The organism is Kitasatospora sp. NBC_00374 (assembly GCF_041434935.1).
Taxonomy (GTDB): Bacteria; Actinomycetota; Actinomycetes; order Streptomycetales; family Streptomycetaceae; genus Kitasatospora.
Window position 1 is genome coordinate 6,048,720 of sequence record NZ_CP107964.1, and the last position, 18,364, is coordinate 6,067,083.

The 18,364-nt window shown below is 72.9% G+C and carries 18 protein-coding genes; 14 read left to right on the forward strand and 4 right to left on the reverse strand.

Going from position 1 to position 18,364, the window contains the following annotated elements:
• Positions 1-51: 51 nt before the first annotated feature.
• On the reverse strand, positions 52-723 hold the full coding sequence (locus OG871_RS27015) for a FadR/GntR family transcriptional regulator (protein ID WP_371500113.1): 672 nt from the start codon (positions 721-723) through the stop codon (positions 52-54).
• Positions 724-808: 85 nt separating this feature from the next.
• Between OG871_RS27015 and OG871_RS27020 the strand changes: the two genes are divergently transcribed.
• From OG871_RS27020 to OG871_RS27030, 3 genes are all read left to right on the forward strand, one after another.
• Positions 809-2,113: an MFS transporter gene (locus OG871_RS27020; RefSeq protein WP_371500115.1), complete on the forward strand. Its 1,305-nt coding sequence runs from the start codon at positions 809-811 to the stop codon at positions 2,111-2,113.
• Between the two features lie 48 nt (positions 2,114-2,161).
• A complete protein-coding gene (locus OG871_RS27025; protein WP_371500116.1) occupies positions 2,162-2,284 on the forward strand; it encodes an SGM_5486 family transporter-associated protein in 123 nt (40 codons plus the stop codon).
• Between the two features lie 90 nt (positions 2,285-2,374).
• Positions 2,375-2,902, forward strand: coding sequence for a histidine phosphatase family protein (locus OG871_RS27030; protein WP_371500118.1), 528 nt, complete (start codon positions 2,375-2,377; stop codon positions 2,900-2,902).
• A gap of 57 nt (positions 2,903-2,959) precedes the next feature.
• Here OG871_RS27030 and serB read toward each other — a convergent pair whose 3' ends face one another.
• Positions 2,960-4,216: a phosphoserine phosphatase SerB gene (serB, locus tag OG871_RS27035; protein WP_371500120.1), complete on the reverse strand. Its 1,257-nt coding sequence runs from the start codon at positions 4,214-4,216 to the stop codon at positions 2,960-2,962.
• 234 nt (positions 4,217-4,450) lie between these two features.
• Between serB and OG871_RS27040 the strand changes: the two genes are divergently transcribed.
• The 3 genes from OG871_RS27040 (at position 4,451) to OG871_RS27050 (ending at position 9,063) form a co-directional block, all read left to right on the forward strand.
• Complete coding sequence (locus OG871_RS27040; RefSeq protein ID WP_371500122.1) at positions 4,451-7,045, forward strand: FHA domain-containing protein; 2,595 nt, start codon at positions 4,451-4,453, stop codon at positions 7,043-7,045.
• Positions 7,046-7,223: 178 nt separating this feature from the next.
• Positions 7,224-8,414 carry a GAF domain-containing sensor histidine kinase gene (locus tag OG871_RS27045; RefSeq protein WP_371500124.1) on the forward strand — a complete coding sequence of 397 codons (1,191 nt, stop codon included), beginning with the start codon at positions 7,224-7,226 and terminating at the stop codon, positions 8,412-8,414.
• Positions 8,407-9,063, forward strand: a complete 657-nt coding sequence (locus OG871_RS27050) for a response regulator (protein ID WP_371500126.1) — start codon at positions 8,407-8,409, stop codon at positions 9,061-9,063. The genes OG871_RS27045 and OG871_RS27050 overlap by 8 nt, the downstream gene beginning before the upstream one ends.
• A gap of 21 nt (positions 9,064-9,084) precedes the next feature.
• On the opposite strand, the gene OG871_RS27055 is transcribed toward OG871_RS27050, so the two are convergent.
• Positions 9,085-9,879 (reverse strand): hypothetical protein, encoded by a 795-nt coding sequence (locus OG871_RS27055; RefSeq protein WP_371500128.1) that lies wholly within the window; start codon positions 9,877-9,879, stop codon positions 9,085-9,087.
• A 200-nt stretch (positions 9,880-10,079) separates the two neighbouring features.
• Between OG871_RS27055 and OG871_RS27060 the strand changes: the two genes are divergently transcribed.
• The 7 genes from OG871_RS27060 to OG871_RS27090 all read left to right on the forward strand — a co-directional run bounded on the left by OG871_RS27060 (position 10,080) and on the right by OG871_RS27090 (position 16,084).
• Positions 10,080-10,871, forward strand: coding sequence for an ABC transporter ATP-binding protein (locus OG871_RS27060; RefSeq protein WP_371500130.1), 792 nt, complete (start codon positions 10,080-10,082; stop codon positions 10,869-10,871).
• Between the two features lie 128 nt (positions 10,872-10,999).
• On the forward strand, positions 11,000-11,422 hold the full coding sequence (locus tag OG871_RS27065) for an NfeD family protein (RefSeq protein ID WP_371500133.1): 423 nt from the start codon (positions 11,000-11,002) through the stop codon (positions 11,420-11,422).
• Positions 11,423-11,432: 10 nt separating this feature from the next.
• Positions 11,433-12,449 (forward strand): SPFH domain-containing protein, encoded by a 1,017-nt coding sequence (locus tag OG871_RS27070; protein WP_371500136.1) that lies wholly within the window; start codon positions 11,433-11,435, stop codon positions 12,447-12,449.
• Positions 12,450-12,668: 219 nt separating this feature from the next.
• On the forward strand, positions 12,669-13,433 hold the full coding sequence (locus tag OG871_RS27075) for a sulfite exporter TauE/SafE family protein (protein WP_371500138.1): 765 nt from the start codon (positions 12,669-12,671) through the stop codon (positions 13,431-13,433).
• Between the two features lie 90 nt (positions 13,434-13,523).
• A complete protein-coding gene (locus OG871_RS27080) occupies positions 13,524-13,703 on the forward strand; it encodes a DUF1272 domain-containing protein (RefSeq protein ID WP_371500140.1) in 180 nt (59 codons plus the stop codon).
• A gap of 18 nt (positions 13,704-13,721) precedes the next feature.
• Positions 13,722-14,021 carry a 4a-hydroxytetrahydrobiopterin dehydratase gene (locus OG871_RS27085; RefSeq protein ID WP_371500142.1) on the forward strand — a complete coding sequence of 100 codons (300 nt, stop codon included), beginning with the start codon at positions 13,722-13,724 and terminating at the stop codon, positions 14,019-14,021.
• A 98-nt stretch (positions 14,022-14,119) separates the two neighbouring features.
• Entirely contained in the window at positions 14,120-16,084 is a 1,965-nt protein-coding gene (locus OG871_RS27090; protein ID WP_371500144.1) for a PQQ-binding-like beta-propeller repeat protein, read from the forward strand.
• 54 nt (positions 16,085-16,138) lie between these two features.
• Here the strand turns inward: OG871_RS27090 and OG871_RS27095 are convergent, their stop codons facing one another.
• Complete coding sequence (locus OG871_RS27095) at positions 16,139-16,648, reverse strand: HNH endonuclease (protein ID WP_371500145.1); 510 nt, start codon at positions 16,646-16,648, stop codon at positions 16,139-16,141.
• 249 nt (positions 16,649-16,897) lie between these two features.
• On the opposite strand from OG871_RS27095, the gene tyrS reads away from it, so the two are divergent.
• Positions 16,898-18,163, forward strand: a complete 1,266-nt coding sequence (gene tyrS, locus OG871_RS27100; RefSeq protein WP_371503438.1) for a tyrosine--tRNA ligase — start codon at positions 16,898-16,900, stop codon at positions 18,161-18,163.
• Positions 18,164-18,364 lie beyond the last annotated feature (201 nt).

Consider the following 18,364-nt stretch of genomic DNA (forward strand, 5'->3'; position numbering starts at 1 on the left):
GCCCGGCCCGCTCCTCGGAGCGGCGCCGGGCAGCGTGCTGTGAGGGGGGCGTCAGCTGTCCGGGCCGCAGGCGCCGATCGCGCGGCCGGCCTCGGTGGAGGCGGCCTGGGTGTCCCGGGCCCGGATGCCGTCGATGATCCCCCGGTGGCTGAGGAAGCGGTCCGGGACGAGTTCGGGGCCGACGTCCCGGCGCAGGTGGGCCCGGGTGACCTCGCCGAGGTCGGCGTAGACGGCGGCGAGCACGTCGTTGTGCGCGGCGGCGACCACGGCCTGGTGGAAGGCGGCGTCGGCCTGGACGAAGTCCTCCGGGTCGCCGGCCTCCCAGGCGGCGTCCCGGCGGGCCAGGGTGGACTCCAGCAGCTCCAGGTCCCGGTCGTTGCGGCGCAGGGCGGCCAGCCCGGCCGCGGCCGTCTCCAGGGTGGCCCGCAGCTCGGCGACCTGGGCCCCGTCGGCGTCGGCGAACCGCCGGTGCATCACCCCGGCCAGCTCGCTGGTGGCCAGCACGTAGGTGCCGGAGCCCTGGCGGATGTCCAGCAGCCCGTTGTGCGCGAGCGCCCGTACCGCCTCGCGGACGGTGTTGCGGGCCACCCCGAGCTGCTCGACCAGCTCCGACTCGGTGGGGATGCGCGAGCCGACCGGCCACTCACCCGAGGTGATCTGTCCGCGCAGTTGCGCGATCACCTGATCGGACAGCGGCGCGCGACGCGTGGTCGACAGGGCCATGGGATCGGGACTCCTTGCGGATGGGTTGAGGGTCTCCAGGATAGCGGTGTGCACTAATTCATCCCATGATTCTATGATGGTCGCTATGTCTACCGCAGCAGACACCACCACGACCGACGGCGCCGCCCTCCGAGCACCACTCGACCGGCCCGCCGAGCGCTCCACCGAGCCCTCGTCCCCGCCCGCCCCCACCCGCTCCCGGTACCTCTCCTGGCTGCTGGCCGCCGCCATCGTGGCCGCCGCGCTCAACCTGCGCCCGGTGGTCACCAGCCTCGGCCCGCTGCTCGACCAGGTCCGCTCGGGCCTGGGAATGAGTGCCGCCGCGGCCGGCCTGCTCACCGCCCTCCCCTCGCTCTGCTTCGCCGTCTTCGGCATCGCCGCGCCCGCGCTGGCCCGCCGGATCGGGCCGATCTCGGTGGTCGCCGCCGGGATGGGCGCCATCTCCGTCGGCCTGCTGGCCCGCGCCTTCACCGGCAGTACCGCGTTCTTCCTGCTGCTCACCGCGGTCGCGCTGGCCGGCGTCGCGGTCTCCAACGTGCTGCTGCCGGTGGTCATCAAGCGCTACTTCCCGGACCGGGTCGGACCGATGATCGGCCTCTACTCGATGGCCCTGTCGGTCGGCACCTCGGCCGCGGCCGCCGCCGCCGTTCCGCTGACCGCCGCGCTCGGCGGCAGCTGGCGCCTGGGCCTCGGCATCTGGGGCCTGCTCGGCGCCGCCGCGCTGGTGCTCTGGCTGGTCACCGCCCTGCTGCGGCGCGAGCGCACCGCCGGCGGCCCGGCCGGGCAGGCCACCCGGCTGCCGATCCTGCGCAGCCGTACCGCCTGGGCGCTGGCCGCCTTCTTCGGCCTGCAGTCCACCAGCGCGTACGCGGCGATGGGCTGGCTGCCCAAGATCTACCAGGACGCCGGGGTCTCCGAGGGCGCGTCCGGGGTGCTGCTGGCGCTGGTGATGGTGATCAGCGTGCCGGCCTCGTTCGTGCTGCCGAACCTCGCGGTGCGACGCGGCGACCAGCGGATCTTCGTGGTGGTGCTGGGCCTGTGCGGGATCGCCGGCTACACCGGCCTGGCCCTGGCCGCCGGTACCGCCTCCTGGCTGTGGGCCTGCCTGGTGGGCCTGTCCATGTGCGCCTTTCCGCTCGCCCTGACCATGATCGGTCTGCGGGCCCGCACGCCGGGCGGGGTCACCCAGCTGTCGGCCTTCGCCCAGAGTGTCGGCTACCTGATCTCGTTCCCCGGCCCGTTCCTGGTCGGCAGCCTCTACCAGTCCACCGGTGGCTGGTACCTGCCGCTGGGCTTCCTGGCCCTGCTGCTGGTCCCGCAGATGGCGGTGGGCCTGCGGGCGGCGATGGCCCGGCACATCGAGGACGAGGCGCGGCCGGCCGCGGCCTGACGGCACCCGGTGGCCAGGGCCGGCCATCGGGGATGGGAGACTGGCGGCATGCCGGTCCTCGAACCCAATCCCCAGAACGGCCAGAAGAAGCTGCTCCAGCTGCTCGGCCTCATCGCCGCGGTCGTGGTGCTCGTCGGCGTGGTCGCCACCGTCGCCGCCAACCTGGGCTGACGGTGGCGCGGCGCAGCCGCTCCACTCCTGCGGGTGGCGGAGTTGTGGAGCACGCGCCCGGCGGCTGATTTTCTGCGAAGCTCTGGGGGTATGAGCGCCGATACACCCCGAAGGATCATCGTTCTCCGCCACGCCCGGGCCGACTGGCCGAACCAGGTCGCCGACCACGAACGGCCACTGGCCGACCGGGGCCGGCTGCAGGCCGCCGAGGCGGGCCAGTGGCTGGTCGACTCCGGTATCAACCCCGACCACGTGCTCTGCTCCAGCGCCCTGCGCACCCGGGAGACCTGGAAGCTGGTCGCGCACGAGCTGCCCAAGCGGCACCGCCGCGCCGTGTTCGAGGAACGGGTGTACGAGGCCAGTCCCGGCCAGATCATCGAGGTTCTGCAGGAGACCCCGGACGACACCGCCGACCTGCTGCTGGTGGGCCACAACCCCGGCGTGCTCGGGCTGACCCAGGTGCTCGCGGGGGACCACGGGGACACCGACGCGCTCAACCGGCTGCGGCTGAACGGCTTCCCGACCGGCGCGATCGCGGTGCTGAGCTTCGCCGGCTCCTGGAAGGGCGTGGAGCCCGGGGTGGCCAAGCTCGACTCGTACCACACGCTGCCCGAGTAGCCGCGGACACGGGCGGGGCCGGGTCCGCGGACGGATGCCGGCCCCGACCGTGTGCGGTCAGTCGGTGGGGGTGCCGTCCAGCTCGTCGGCCGCCTCGACCTCTTCGCGACTGATCCCGAGCAGGTACAGCACGGTGTCCAGGAACGGGACGTTCACGGCCACCTCGGCGGCCTCCTGGACCACCGGCTTGGCGTTGAACGCCACCCCGAGCCCGGCCGCGTTCAGCATGTCCAGGTCGTTGGCGCCGTCGCCGATCGCCACCGTCTGGGCCAGCGGCACCCGGGCCTGCTCGGCGAACCGGGCCAGCCAGCGGGCCTTGCCCGCGCGGTCCACGATCTCCCCGGTGACCCGGCCGGTGAACTTCCCGTTCTCGACCTCCAGGGTGTTGGCCGCCGCGAAGTCCAGCCCGAGCAGCTCCACCAGATGGTCGGTGACCTGGGTGAACCCGCCGGAGACGATGCCCACCTGGTAGCCGAGCCGCTGCAGGGTGCGGATCAGGGTGCGGGCGCCCGGCGTCAGCCGTACCTCGGTGCGCACCTTCTCCACCACGGCGGCGTCCAGGCCGGCCAGCAGGGCGACCCGGGCCCGCAGCGACTCCGCGAAGTCCAGCTCGCCGCGCATCGCCGCGGCGGTCACCTCGGCGACCTTCCGCTCGCACCCGGCGTGCGCGGCGAACAGCTCGATCACCTCGTCCTGGATCAGCGTCGAGTCGACGTCCATCACCACCAGGCGCTTGGCCCGCCGGTGCAGACCGGCCTCGGCCACCGCGACGTCGATCCGCTGGGCGGCCGCCTCCTGGGCCAGCTCGGTCCTCAGCAGCCCGGTGCCGACCCCGGAGACGGTCAGCTCGACGGCGGTCACCGGGTACTTGGCGAGCCGGAACACCCGGTCGATGTTGCCGCCGGCGTCGGAGATCCGGCGGCTCAGGGCGGCCACCGCGGTGGCGGTCAGCGGGTGGCCGAGCACGGTGACGTGCGAGCGGCCCTCGCGGCGCGGCCGGTTGTCGCCGATGCCCGAGATGACCTCGGCCTGGAGTTTCATCTCCTCGGCCCAGCGGTGCACGGTGACCCGCAGCGCGCCCTCGGCGTCGGCCGCGGCCGGCGGCGTGACCAGCGCGCACAGCGTTATCCGGCCACGGGTGACCATCTGCTCGAAGTCGATCACGTCGACGCCGAAGTCGCCGAGCGTGCTGAACAGGCCCGCCGTGATTCCGGGGCGGTCCTTGCCGAACACCTTGACCAGCAGCGTGCGCTCGTCGGCGGTCCGGGGCTGTGAGGCGGGGAGAGGCTCAGCGGCCGGATCAGTTGCGTTCATGGTGTCTCCCACGCTACCGGGCGGGGGCCACGGCCCACCGCACCGGTCCGCACACTGGGACGGCGGGCGGCTGCGCCGTGTCACCGCGCGCCACGTGGTCTGTTGCCACCAGGTCACAGTCCCGGAGGTGACTTTCAGGTACGGCCCCGCGGCTGGAATGATTCCCCCCGTCAGAAGACGTGGCCCCCGCACCGGGGGCGGACCGGGGGACCGAGAGAGCGGGGCAGGCCGACAGTGCCGCAACTCGTACTAGAGCTCAACGGGCAGCGGCGGGTCCTGGAACCCGGCCGCAGCTACACCATCGGACGGGACCCGAACTCGGACTTCCCGTTCGACGACGCCAGGGTCTCCTGGCGGCACGCCACCATCAGCTTCACCGGGGCGAACTGGCAGCTGGACGACCACGGATCCACCAACGGCACCTTCGCCGGTGGAGCCCGTACGCTGCACGCCCAGCTCCACCCGGGCGCGGTGGTCAACCTGGGCAACCCGGAGAACGGCCCGCGGCTGAGCTTCTCCGCCCCGGCCGTCGCCGCCCCCGCCGAGGCGATGGGCAACATCCACGAGGCGACCACCCGGCGCACCGCACCGGGCGCCCCGCAGCCGTGGAACACCCCGCAGCCGCCGCCCGTGCAGCAGCCGCCGGTCCAGGCCCCGCCGGTCCAGCAGCAGTGGGACACACCCACCCCGCAGCCGGGCTTCCCGCAGCAGCAGTCCTTCCCTGCCGAGCCGGGCGAGTTCCGCACCGGGCCGCAGCACGTCCCGGTGCCGGCCCAGCAGGGTCACCCGGAACCGGTCGGCGGCCTCGGCCACCCGACCATGGTCCGCAACCTCACCGCGGGCAGCCGCACCATCCGGATCGGCCGCGCGCTCGACAACGACATCGTGGTCTCCGACCTCCAGGTCTCCCGCCACCACGCCGAGCTGCGCCAGCTGCCGGACGGCCGCTGGGAGATCGTCGACCTCGGCAGCCACAACGGCATCTTCCTCAACGGCCAGCCGGTCCAGCGCCAGCTGATGGGCCCGCAGGACCGCCTCACCGTCGGCCACTCCAGCTTCACCCTGGTCGGCGACCAGCTGCAGGAGTTCGTCGACACCGGCGCCGTCACCTTCTCCGCCCACCACCTGACCGTCGAGGTCGACTTCAAGGGCGGCAAGAAGGTCCTGCTCAACGACGTCAGCTTCTCCGTCCCGGAGAAGTCCCTGGTCGCGGTGATCGGCCCGTCCGGCTCCGGCAAGTCCACCCTGCTGCGCGCCCTCACCGGTTACCGCCCCGCCGACCGCGGCGAGGTCCGCTACGACGGCCGCAACCTCTACAAGCAGTTCGCCGAACTGCGCTCCCGGATCGGCCTGGTCCCGCAGTCCGAGATCCTGCACAAGGAGCTCACCGTCCGCAGCGGCCTCAAGTACGCCGCCCGGCTGCGCTTCCCCGGCGACACCGAGCCGGCCGAGCGCGAGCGCCGGATCGACGAGGTGCTGTACGAGCTGCGCCTCGACAAGCGGGCCGACAACCGGATCACCGCGCTCTCCGGCGGCCAGCAGAAGCGCGTCTCGGTGGCCCTGGAGCTGCTCACCAAGCCGTCCCTGATCTTCCTGGACGAGCCCACCTCCGGCCTCGACCCGGGCATGGACCGCGAGGTCATGCAGACCCTGCGCGGCCTGGCCGACGACGGCCGCACCGTCCTGGTGGTCACCCACTCCGTGGCCGAACTGGCGCTCTGCGACCGCCTGCTGGTGATGGCGCCGGGCGGCTCGGTGGCGTACTTCGGCCCGCCCGGGCAGGCCCTGCACTTCTTCGGCTACGAGACCTGGGCCGATGTCTTCCAGGCCTTCGAGAACTACCCCGACCACGACTGGGCCGGCCGCTACCGCGGCTCGGTGCACTACCAGGAGTACTCGGCGGCGGTCGACGCGGTCGCCACCCAGGCGGCTCCCAACGTGCACAACCAGGTCCGGCCGCCGAAGCCGCAGAGCTGGGGCTCCCAGCTGTGGACGCTGATCCGCCGCTACCTGGCCGTCATCGCCTCCGACCGCGGCTTCCTCGCCCTGTCGGTGATCCTGCCGCTGGTGCTCGGCGGGGTCTCGGCGGTGATCCCGTCCAAATTCGGCCTCGCCGCGGGCGACGGGCCCGCCGGGCGCAACCAGATCGCCAGCATGATCCTGCTGGTGCTGGCCTTCGGCGCCTGTCTGTCCGGATCGGCCAACTCGGTCCGCGAGCTGATCAAGGAACGGGCGATCTACGAACGGGAACGAGCCACCGGGCTCTCCCGGTCCGCGTACCTGATGTCGAAGATCATCGTGCTCGGGGTGATCAGCTTCCTGCAGGGCGGGATCATCTCGGCGATCGGCTTCGGGGTCCGCAAACTCCCCGCCGAGGGCCTGGTGTTCAAGCACTCCCCGGCCGTCGAGATGGCCATCGCCATCATCCTGCTCAGCTTCACCTCGATGATGGTCGGCCTGGTCATCTCCGCCCTGGTGAAGACCGCCGAGAAGACCATGCCGCTGCTGGTGATGTTCGCCATCGTCCAGATGGTCTTCACCGGCGCGATCTTCCAGCTCTTCGACAAGCCGGGCCTGGAGCAGCTCGCCTGGCTGATGCCCGCCCGCTGGGGCGTGGCCGGCGCCGGCACCACCCTCGACCTGGCCCACATCGCCCCCGTCGCCCAGGCCAAGCCCCCGGCGGCCGCGCCGATCGACACCCTGTGGGACCACTCGGCCGGCATCTGGGTGCTCAACTGCCTCGCCATGGTGGTCATCTCGGTCGGCCTCGCGTTCCTGATCCAGCGCCTCCAGCGCCGGCACGAGCCCGAGGTCATGCAGAAGGGCTGACCGCCCCCACCACCACCGACCCTCGCCACCACCACCACCGCCGACGGGCGGCGCCCCGCACCGGGCGCCGCCCGTCGGCGTACCCGGTCCTACGCCCGAGGTCCCGGGCCGCTGGTCGTACGACCGGCCCTGCCTGCGGCCGACGCGGGGGCCGCCGACCCGGCGGTAGCGTGGTGGCATGTCCTCGGAACCGGCCGTCCCACCCGAGCAGGCCCCCGCCTGCGACCCGTGCCTCGGCGGCATCGAAGCCATCAGCACGGCCGTCCTGGCGATGAGCCGCCACCTGGAGGTCCGCGAGGTCCTGCGCCGGATCACCGCCTCCGCCCGCAGCCTGCTGAACGCCGAGTACGCCGCCCTCGGCGTCCCCGACGACCACGGCGGCTTCGCCCAGTTCGTGGTGGACGGCGTCAGCGACGAACAGTGGAAGGCGATCGGCCCGCTGCCCCGCCAGCACGGCGTCCTCGCCGCCATGCTCCACCAGGTCACCCCCACCCGGCTCACCGACGTCCGGCAGGCCCCCGACTTCGGCGGCTGGCCCGCCGCCCACCCGGAGCTCAAGGACTTCCTGGGCATGCCCATCGTCGACGGCACCGAGATCGTCGGAGCGCTCTTCCTGGCCAACAAGCAGAGCCCGGAGGCGGGCGGCCCGCGGGCCGGATTCACCGCCCACGACGAGGAACTGCTGCGGATCCTCACCGCCCACGCCGCCCTCGCCCTCGGCAACGCCCGCCTCTACGAGCGCAGCCGCGAACTCACCCTCGCCGGCGAGCGCGCCAGGATCGCCCACGACCTCCACGACGCCGTCTCGCAGAAGCTCTTCTCGCTGCGCCTCACCGCCAAGGCGGCCGCCACCCTCGTCGACCGCGACCCGGCCCGGGCCCGCGCCGAACTCGCCGAGGTCGCCAAACTCGCCGCCGAGGCCGCCGACGAACTGCGCGCCGTGGTGGTCGAGCTGCGCCCGGCCGCGCTGGATGAGGACGGCCTGGTCGCCACCCTCGCCTCCCAGGTCCAGGTCCTCGACCGGGCCCACAGCGCCGACGTCACCTTCCGGCAGGCCGATGTCCGGGCGCTTCCGCCCGCCCGCGAGGCGGCGGTGCTGCGAGTCGCCCAGGAGGCCCTGCACAACGCGCTGCGGCACTCCGGCGCGCAGAGCGTCGCGGTCTCCCTCACCGGCACCGCGAGCCGGGGCGCGGTGCTGCGGGTCACCGACGACGGCCGCGGATTCGACCCGGAGTCGGTCCGCCGCGGCGGCCGGCACCTCGGCCTGGTCTCGATGCGCGACCGCGCGGCCTCCGTCGGCGGCCGCCTCACCCTGGAATCGGCCCCCGGCAGGGGGACCGTGGTCGAGATGGAGGTCCCCGGTGCCTGACACCGACGCACGGATCCGCGTGCTGCTGGTCGACGACCACCAGGTGGTCCGGCGCGGCCTGCGGACCTTCCTGGAGGTCCAGGACGACATCGAGGTGGTCGGCGAGGCCGCCGACGGCGCCGAGGCCGTCGCCAGGACCCAGGAGCTCGGCCCCGACGTGGTGCTGATGGACCTCAAGATGCCCGGCGTGGACGGCATCGAGGCCCTGCGGCTGCTCAAGGAGGAGGGCAGCCCGGCCCGGATCCTGATCGTCACCAGCTTCACCGAGCACCGCACCATGGTCCCGGCGCTGCGGGCCGGCGCGGCCGGCTACGTGTACAAGGACGTCGACCCCGAGGCGCTGGCCGGTGCGATCCGCTCGGTGCACGCCGGGCACGTGCTGCTCCAACCGGAGCTGGCCGCGGCCCTGCTCTCCGACAGCGGCCCGCACGTCCCCCAGGGCCGGGGCGGCACCCTGACGGACCGTGAGCGCGAGGTGCTCGGCCACATCGCGGCCGGCCGCTCCAACCGCGAGATCGCCCGCTCGCTCCACCTCTCCGAGAAGACGGTCAAGACCCACGTCTCGAACATCCTCATGAAGCTCGACGTCGCCGACCGCACCCAGGCCGCCCTCTGGGCCGTCCGCAACGGCGCGGCGGGCGAGGTCTGAGGACCGCCCCGCCCTTCCGCGTCAGCGCTCGTCGACCACGGCGTTGTACGCGGCGACCTGGGCCCGACGGGCCGTGCGCTCCAGCGGGGCGAGGGTGGCCCGGCGGGCGGCCATCTCCGAGGCACTGACGGCCGCGCCGTGGCTGCCGGACGCGATCGACAGCAGCGCCGAGACCTGCCGGGCGGACTCCAGGATCCGCACCGCCCGCGGCGGGTAACCCGGCGCCAGCAGTTCGGCGTGCCCGCGCCGCCGGTACGCCTCCAGCGCCCGCAGCGTGTCCGGTCCGGCGCCGGCCACGTCGAGGCGGGCCAGCAGCGCGGTCGCCTCGCGCAACCCGTCCGCCAGCTCCCGCTCGGCCTCGTGCAGGGACGGCACGTCGGCGGGCGGGGCGTCGTTGACGTCGGCGCAGCGCCACAGAACGGTGGCCGACCGGTCCCCGGCGGGCCCGAACACCTCGACCTCGGGCACCAGCCCGAGCGGCACCCCGACGGCCAGGACGGCCTCGCCGGCCCCGAGCGCCCGGTCGTTGAACGCGGCCGGTCCGGTCAGCCCCAGCGGGTGCCCGGCCGCCGGCAGGGCGAGCCGCAGGCCCTTCACCCCGAGCACCCGCAGCCGTCCGAGCGCCCAGGTGAGCCCGTGCAGCTCGCCCTCGGTGTCGCCCGGCAGCCCGGTCACCCGGTGGGTCTCGTCGGCGCCCAGGACGGCCGCCGCCGCGTCGTCGGGGGAGGCGCTGCCGTTCAACAGGGCGTTGCCCCAGGCGGTCAGCCGGCCCGATCGCGGCTCTTCGTACGGATTCTCGGAAGGAGTAGCGAGCATCCAGCCAGCCTACGGACAACGCCGACATCAGGGTGGCGTAGGTTTGCCCTGTGCTGCGTGCGCCGCACCCGCTCCCCGACCGTCCCACTGGTGGAGCGGGCTGCCCGCCCGCGCCGACTGTCGACACGAGTGGACCGCACCCCGAGGACCTTCGCGCAGGTCACAGGGTCGGCCGAAACTGCATTGGGGAAGGCGTAGGCATGAGCGACGTGCTGGAGCTGGTGGACGTATCCGTGGTCCGGGAGGGGCGCGCACTCGTCGACCAGGTGTCCTGGTCGGTCGCCGAGGGTGAGCGCTGGGTGATCCTGGGCCCGAACGGAGCCGGCAAGACCACCCTGCTCCAGATCGCCGCCACCTATCTCTTCCCCACCACCGGCGCCGCCGCCGTGCTGGGCGAGAAGCTCGGCGAGGTCGACGTCTTCGAGCTGCGCCAGCGGATCGGTCTGGCCAGCGCCGCGATGTTCGAGAAGCTGCCGCCCGAGCAGACCGTGCTGCAGTGCGTACTCACCGCCGCGTACGGGATGACCGTCAGCTGGCGCGAGCAGTACGAGACCACCGACGAGCAGCGCGCCCTCGCCCTGCTGGACCGCCTCGGCATGGCCGGCTACACCGACCGCAAGTTCGGCACCCTCTCCGAGGGCGAGCGCAAGCGGACCCTGATCGCCCGCGCGCTGATGACCGACCCCGAGCTGCTGCTGCTCGACGAGCCGGCCGCCGGCCTCGACCTCGGCGGCCGCGAGGACCTGGTCCGCCGCCTCGGCGCGCTGGCCCAGGACGAGTACGCGCCGTCGATGGCGATGGTCACCCACCACGTCGAGGAGATCGCCCCCGGTTTCACCCACGTCCTGATGATCCGTCAGGGCAAGGTGCTGGTGGCGGGCCCCCTCGACACCACGCTGACGGCGCGCAACCTCTCGCTCTGCTTCGGCCTGCCGCTCACCCTGGAGCGCCACGGCGACCGCTGGTCCGCCCAGGGCCTGCCGCTCGGCTGACGTCCGGAGCGCGTTACTGAACAACTGAACTTCGGCTGAAGCGGACCGGTCGTACGTGCGGCCGGTTTCCGCCCGTCCACCTGCGGGAACTTTCCGCCGCAAGACCGTTCCCTCCCTAGGATGGACCTGTGGACAGCTGGATCTGGTGGCTTCTCGCCGCCGTCGGCCTGGGCATACCTCTGGTACTCACGGCCATGCCCGAGTTCGCCATGTTCGCGCTCGGCGCCGGCGCGGCGGCGCTGGCGGCCGCGCTCGGGGCGGGGGTGGTCCTCCAGTTCCTGGTGTTCGTGGGGATCTCCGTCGCCCTCCTGGTCGTGGTCAGGCCGGTGGCCTACCGCCTGCTGCAGAAGGGACCGCAGATCCGCACGGGCGTCGACGCCCTCCCGGGTGCCTCGGCCGTGGTACAGGAAAGGGTCGACGCGGAGGGCGGACGGATCAAGCTCAACGGCGAGATCTGGTCGGCCCGCGCACTCAACCCCGGCAGCGTCTACGAGCCGGGGCAGCAGGTCGACGTCGTCGAAATCCAGGGCGCTACCGCCCTGGTCGTCTAGGGGGAGAGTCGTGGAACCCGTCCTTATCGTCCTGGTCGTCCTGGTCGTGGTGGCCTTCATCGCACTGATCAAGACGATCCAGGTCATCCCGCAGGCCAGCGCGGCGATCGTGGAGCGCTTCGGCCGCTACACCCGCACGCTCGGCGCGGGCCTGAACATCGTGGTGCCCTTCATCGACACCATCCGGAACCGGATCGACCTGCGCGAGCAGGTCGTGCCCTTCCCGCCGCAGCCGGTCATCACCTCGGACAACCTGGTCGTCAACATCGACACCGTCATCTACTACCAGGTGACCGACGCCAGGGCCGCGACCTACGAGGTCGCCAGCTACATCCAGGCGATCGAGCAGCTCACCGTCACCACCCTGCGCAACATCATCGGCTCGATGGACCTGGAGTCCACCCTGACCTCCCGCGAGGTCATCAACGCGGGGCTGCGCGGCGTGCTGGACGAGGCCACCGGCCGCTGGGGCATCCGGGTCAACCGGGTCGAGCTGAAGGCGATCGAGCCGCCGACCTCCATCCAGGACTCGATGGAGAAGCAGATGCGCGCCGACCGCGACAAGCGGGCCGCGATCCTCACCGCCGAGGGCTCCCGCCAGGCCGCCATCCTGCGCGCCGAGGGTGAGAAGCAGGCCGCGGTCCTGCAGGCCGAGGGCGAGGCGCAGGCCGCGGTGCTGCGCGCCGACGGTGAGGCCGCCGCGATCCGGACGGTCTTCGAGGCCATCCACGAGGGCGACGCCGACCAGAAGCTGCTCGCCTACCAGTACCTGCAGACCCTGCCCGAGCTGGCCAAGGGCGACTCCAACAAGCTCTGGATCATCCCGAGCGAGGTCGGCGACGCGCTCAAGGGCCTCGGCGGCGCCTTCTCCGGCCTGACCGGCGGCGGCAACGGCGCGGCCCCGGCCGCGGGCCGCGTCCCGGTGGACCCGGCCGCCGGCCCGCGTCCGGTGGACACCGACACCAAGTCGGCCGCCCGCCCCCGGGTCGAGCCGACCCGCGAGTACCCGAAGCTCGACCCCGAGTGAGCTGACGCACCGACGGTCCGGCGTCCGTTCGTCGTCCCGTCGTCCTACCGTCCGAGGCCCGTCCCGCACCGCCGGGGCGGGCCCTCGGGCTGTCCGGGGCCGGACCGGCGCGGCGCACCGGGGGAGTGCCGGGGGCGTCCGCATCCTGGAGGCGCCTGGCCGCCCACCGCCGTCCTCCGGCATGATCGGTGCCGACAGGACCGAGCGAGGGGATGACCGATGACACTCTGGGAGGGTGTGGCCGTGCTGATCGCCGGTGTCGGCGCCGGCGCCATCAACACCATCGTGGGCTCGGGCACCCTGATCACCTTCCCCGTCCTGCTGGCCGTGGGCCTGCCGCCGGTCACCGCGAACGTCTCCAACACCCTCGGGCTGGTCCCCGGCTCGCTCAGCGGCGCGATCGGCTACCGCCGCGAACTGACCGGCCAGGGACACCGGCTGGCCCGGCTCTCGGTGGCCTCCCTGGTGGGCGGTCTGATCGGCGCGTTCCTGCTGATCCGGCTCCCCGCCGAGGCCTTCGACGCGATCGTCCCGGTGCTGATCCTGCTGGCGCTGGTCCTGGTCGTGCTGCAGCCCCGGGTCGCCCGGGCGGTGGCGGCCCGCCGCAAGGAGGCCGGCGCGCCGGTCGCCGAGGTCGGCCCGCTGCTGTTCACCGGCGTGCTGCTGGCCGGTGTCTACGGCGGCTACTTCGGCGCGGCCCAGGGCGTCCTGCTGCTCGCCCTGATGGGCATGCTGCTCCAGGACACGATGCAGCGGATCAACGCCACCAAGAACGTGCTCGCGATGATCGTCAACGGTGTGGCGGCGGTCTTCTTCCTCTTCACCTCCACCATCGACTGGACCGCCGTGCTGCTGATCGCGGTCGGCTCGGCGGCCGGCGGCCAGCTCGGCGCCAAGGTCGGCCGACGCCTCCCGCCGCAGGTGCTGCGGGGCGTCATCGTGGTGGTCGGCCTGGTCGCGGTCATCCGGATGCTGCTCAGCTGACGCACCAGGCGGACTCGATCCGGGCGCGCCACCCTGGGCGGGTCGGATCATCCGATCCACCGTCATGCGTACCGATCCGGGAGGACCCCGATGGCTCTGGAAATGCGCGAGATCTGCGAACGCTGCGAGGTGTCGCTGCGGGCGGCCGACCCCGCCTTCATATGCTCCTACGAGTGCACCTTCTGCCCGGACTGCACCGCGGCGATGGCCGCCACCTGTCCCAACTGCGGTGGTGAGCTGCTCGTCCGCCCGCGCCGGGTCACCGCCTGAGACGACGAGAGGCATCCGATGACCAGCAGGGCCAGGCTGACCGAGGACGAGATCACCGCCGGCCTGGCCGGCCTGCCGGACTGGCGGCGGGAGGACGACTCGATCGTCCGCACCGCGGAGACCGCGAGCTTCCCCACCGCGATCCGGGTGGTCGACGCGGTCGCGGTGGAGGCCGAGCGCCTGGACCACCACCCGGACATCGACATCCGCTGGCGCACCCTGCGCTTCGTCCTGTCCACCCACAGCGCGGGCGGCCTCACCGGCCTCGACCTCACCCTCGCCGCACTCGTCGACGAGGCCCTGAACGCGGCGGCCTGACCCCCGGTCAGCGCCCGCCCCGCCCGCTACCGACCGATCCGCCCCGTTCGCCGTGAGATGCTGACCACGGCAGCAAGCAGTCGGGACGGACGGAACGCATGGCTCAGGACCATCCCCCAGCCTCCGGCCAGGGGTACCCGCACGACGCCACCGGGCAGCAGCCCGTCGGCTACGACCAGCAGGTCTGGTACCCCCAGCAGGCCGAGGCCGCCGGCACCCCGTGGACGCCCGAGGCCGGCTATCAGCAGCCGTACGCGGCATCCCCCGAGGCCCAACCCTGGCAGCCGGGCGACCAGTGGGAGACCGCGGCCCCGCAGCAGCAGCAGCAGCCCGACCAGGCCGGCTACTACACCGGCTACCCCGCGGACGCCTACGGGTACCAGGCCGGCACCGGCTACCCGAGCGCGCCCGGGCACGACCAGCAGCTCTACGCCCCGGCCGGTACCGGGGACGGCTACGGCGGATACCTCCCGTACGAGCCGGCCCCGGCCGCCGAGTTCGGGACGGGCTACCCGGACGCCGCCCCCGCGCAGCCGTACGCCGAGTCCGCCCAGCCGTACGCCGAGGCCGCGGTGCCGGCGCAGCCCGCCGCGCCGCCGCCGCCCGTCGGCCGGCCATCCGTGCCGGCCCCCGCCGACGCTGCCGGGACCACCGGGACCACCGAGCCCTCGGCAGGCTCGGGCAAGGGCTCGCTGATCGACCGCGCCAAGGCCGCCGCGGGCAACGTCGCGGGCAACGTGGTCTCCGGCGAGCACGCCCCGAGCCGCCGCGCCCTGGCCCTGCGGGCCGGCGCCGGTGTCGCTGCGCTGGCCGTGCTGGTGACGGCGGGCGTGCTGGTGACCGGCGAGGACGACAAGGGCAAGCCGGCCGCAGCCGACGCCCCCGTCAGCCAGAACATCTCGGTCGCCCACGACCGGGCCTGGGCCGCCCAGGCCGCCGCCGCTCCGGCCGACGGCACCGACGACACCCTGGTCGGCGGCTGGCTGCTCGGCGACGCGGTGGTCCGCGCCGACGGCTCGGGCGTGCACGCCTACGGCCTCGCCGACGGCAAGCCGACCTGGTCCGTCCCCGCGCCGGCCGAGGGCGCCGTGCCGTGCGGGCTCAGCCAGAGCGTCAACGCCAAGGGCCTCGGCGCGGTGCTGTTCCGCCCCGCGGCCGACCCCAAGACCCCGTGCACCACACTGACCGTGGTCGACACCAAGAGCGGCAAGGGCACCTGGACCAAGACCCTGTCGGAGGCCAAGGACCCCTACACCGCGCACGTCGCCGTCACCGACGACAAGGTGATCGCGGTCGGCGAGGACCGGGTGGCCGCCTGGGCGGCCGAGGACGGCAAGGACCTGTGGCAGTACGCGGGCCAGGGGAAGTTCTGCACCCTGTCCGGCGGCGCGAGCGGTGCCACCGTCGTCCTGCACAGCAGCTGCGCCGACTCGGCCCCGGTGGACCAAGCCGTGGCCCTGAACGCGAACGACGGCAAGGTCACCTGGTGGCGCGGGCTGAACAACCAGCCGAAGACCGTCACCGTGCTGTCCGCCGAACCGGCGGCGGTGCTCACCACCGGCGAGAAGCCCGCCGACGACCGGGTCTTCGCCTGGGGCCCGACCGGCGACCCTGCGGCCGAGATCCCGGTGGTGGCCGACGGCGGCCGACTCGACGTCACCCGGGGCGGCTTCGACGCCGCGCCGGCCGTGTACTTCCACGAACACACCATGATCGCCACCGCGAGCCCGGCCGACGGCGGCGCTCCCGCGGTCGTCGCCTACGACCTCACCACCGGCAAGTCGGTCTGGCGCACCGCCGTCGCCGAGAAGAGCAAGTCCCGGGCGGTCGGTCTGGACGCCGGGGGCCTGCTGCTGGCCGTCGACGAACGCCTCGACCAGCCGGCCCACATCAGCCGCTTCGCACTGACCGGCGGCCAGGAGACCCAGGGCGGCGCGTTCCCGCAGGGCACCGGCTCGCTGCTCACCTCCGGCCGACTGCTCAGCGGCGGCGACAAGGTGGTGGCGGTGCCCGAGCACGCCTTCAACTTCGGCGTCGCGACGGCCTTCCGCAGCAAGGGCTGACGGGAAGGTGATGGGTGGGCCGACCTGTCCCCCGACCGGGTCGGCCCACCGGCTCTATGCGGTGGCCGGCAGCCAGGCCGCCAGGTCACCGAGGTCGCTCTCGCGCAGTCCGAGCGCCAGCATCAGGGTGGCCTCGGGCGTCGGCTCGAACGGGCGCCGGAGCAGCTTCATCCCGGCCTGCTCCGGGGTCCGGTCGGCCTTGCGCTGGTTGTCCTCGGCGCAGGCCGCGACCGTGTTCAGCCAGCTGTCGGCGCCCCCGCGCGACTTCGGCATGATGTGGTCCACCGTGCTCGCCCGGCGCCCGCAGTACGCGCACACGTGCTGGTCCCGGACCAGCACACCGCGCCGCGACCACGGCGCCCGTTGTCGGAACGGCACCCTGACGTAGCGTTGGAGTCTGATCACCCGGGGCACCGGGATCGATACGCCGGTACCGCGGACGACCCGCAGCGGATGGGCCTGCTCCACGACGGCCTTGTCCTGCAGTACGAGCACCACGGCGCGCTTGAGCGAGACCGTGGTCAGCGGCTCGTAGCTCGCGTTCAGTACCAGCGTGTTGCGCATCTTCCGGCCACCTCCCTGCAGACCGTGCCGACGGCACGGCCGCCCTGTCACCACCCCTCCGGCGGTGGCACCACTGTGACCGTGAGCGACCCCGCGTAACAACGGAATTTCCGCGCCTGCGCGCCGACCGGCCGAAACCCGCTGGCCACGACCGCGTACTCTCTACAACGCTGGAGTCGTCCAGGCACACGGCCCGAGGGAACGGGCCGACCGGCGTGCCGGGCGCCCGATCGAAGGAGAAGCGTGACCGTGACGGACATCGTCGACGAGCTGCGGTGGCGTGGGCTGATCGCCCTGTCCACCGACGAGGACGCACTGCGCAAGGCGTTCGCGGACGGCCCGGTCACCTTCTATTGCGGCTTCGACCCGACGGCCCCGAGCCTGCACCTCGGCAACCTGGTGCAGATCCTCACCATGCGCCGCCTCCAGCAGGCCGGAAACCTCCCGCTCGGCCTGGTCGGCGGTGCCACCGGCCTGATCGGCGACCCCAAGCCGACCGCGGAGCGGGTCCTCAACGACCCCGAGACGGTGGCCGCCTGGGTCGACCGCCTGCGCAGCCAGATCTCCCGCTTCCTCGACTTCGAGGGCGAGTACGCGGCCCGCATGGTCAACAACCTGGACTGGACGTCCGGGATGTCGGCCATCAGCCTGCTGCGGGACGTCGGCAAGTACTTCCGGGTCAACAACATGATCGCGAAGGAGGCCGTCGCCCGACGGCTCAACTCCGACGCCGGTATCAGCTACACCGAGTTCAGCTACCAGATCCTCCAGGGCATGGACTACCTGGAGCTGAACCGCCGCTACAACTGCACCCTGCAGACCGGTGGCAGCGACCAGTGGGGCAACCTGACCGCCGGCAGCGACCTGATCCGCAAGGCGGAGGGCAAGTCCGTCCACCTGCTGGCCACGCCGCTGATCGTCAAGGCCGACGGCACCAAGTTCGGCAAGACCGAGTCGGGCACCATCTGGCTCGACCCGGAGCTGACCACCCCCTACGCCTTCTACCAGTTCTGGCTGAACGCGGACGACCGGGACGTCTCCAACTTCCTGCGGATCTTCTCCTTCCGTTCCCGGGAGGAGATCGAGGAGCTGGAGCGCGAGACCACCGAGCGCCCGGCCGCCCGCCTCGCGCAGCGGGCCCTCGCCGAGGAGCTCACCTCGCTGGTGCACGGCGCCGAGCAGTACGAGCGTGCGGTCGCCGCGTCCAAGGCGCTTTTCGGCCAGGGCGAGCTGGGCGACCTGGAGCCGGCCACCCTGGCCGCGGCCCTCGCCGAGGTGCCGAAGGCGTCGGTCACCGAGCTCGGCCAGATCGTCGACCTGCTGGTCGAGGTCGGCCTGGCCCCGAGCCGCTCCGCGGCGCGCCGCACGATCAAGGAGGGCGGCGCGTACCTCAACAACGCCAAGGTCACCGACGAGGAGGCCGTGCCGGCCGCCGACGACCTGCTGCACGGTCGCTGGCTCGTCCTGCGCCGCGGAAAGCGCAACCTCGCGGCCGTCGAGCTGACGGCGGGCTGACGGCGAACCGGCTTCAGGTGGCCGAGAACAGACCCGAGTTGACCTGTGTACTCGGGGGAGAGGGGCCGGATCCAGCCAGATCCGGCCCCCTCATGTTTGACTCCGTCGACACCTCGGCGTAACGTAGTCCGAGTCGCCTGAACGGCTGAGGCCGAAGGCGAAGAACCCCCAAACTCTGATGAGCGACTCGTCGCGCACCTT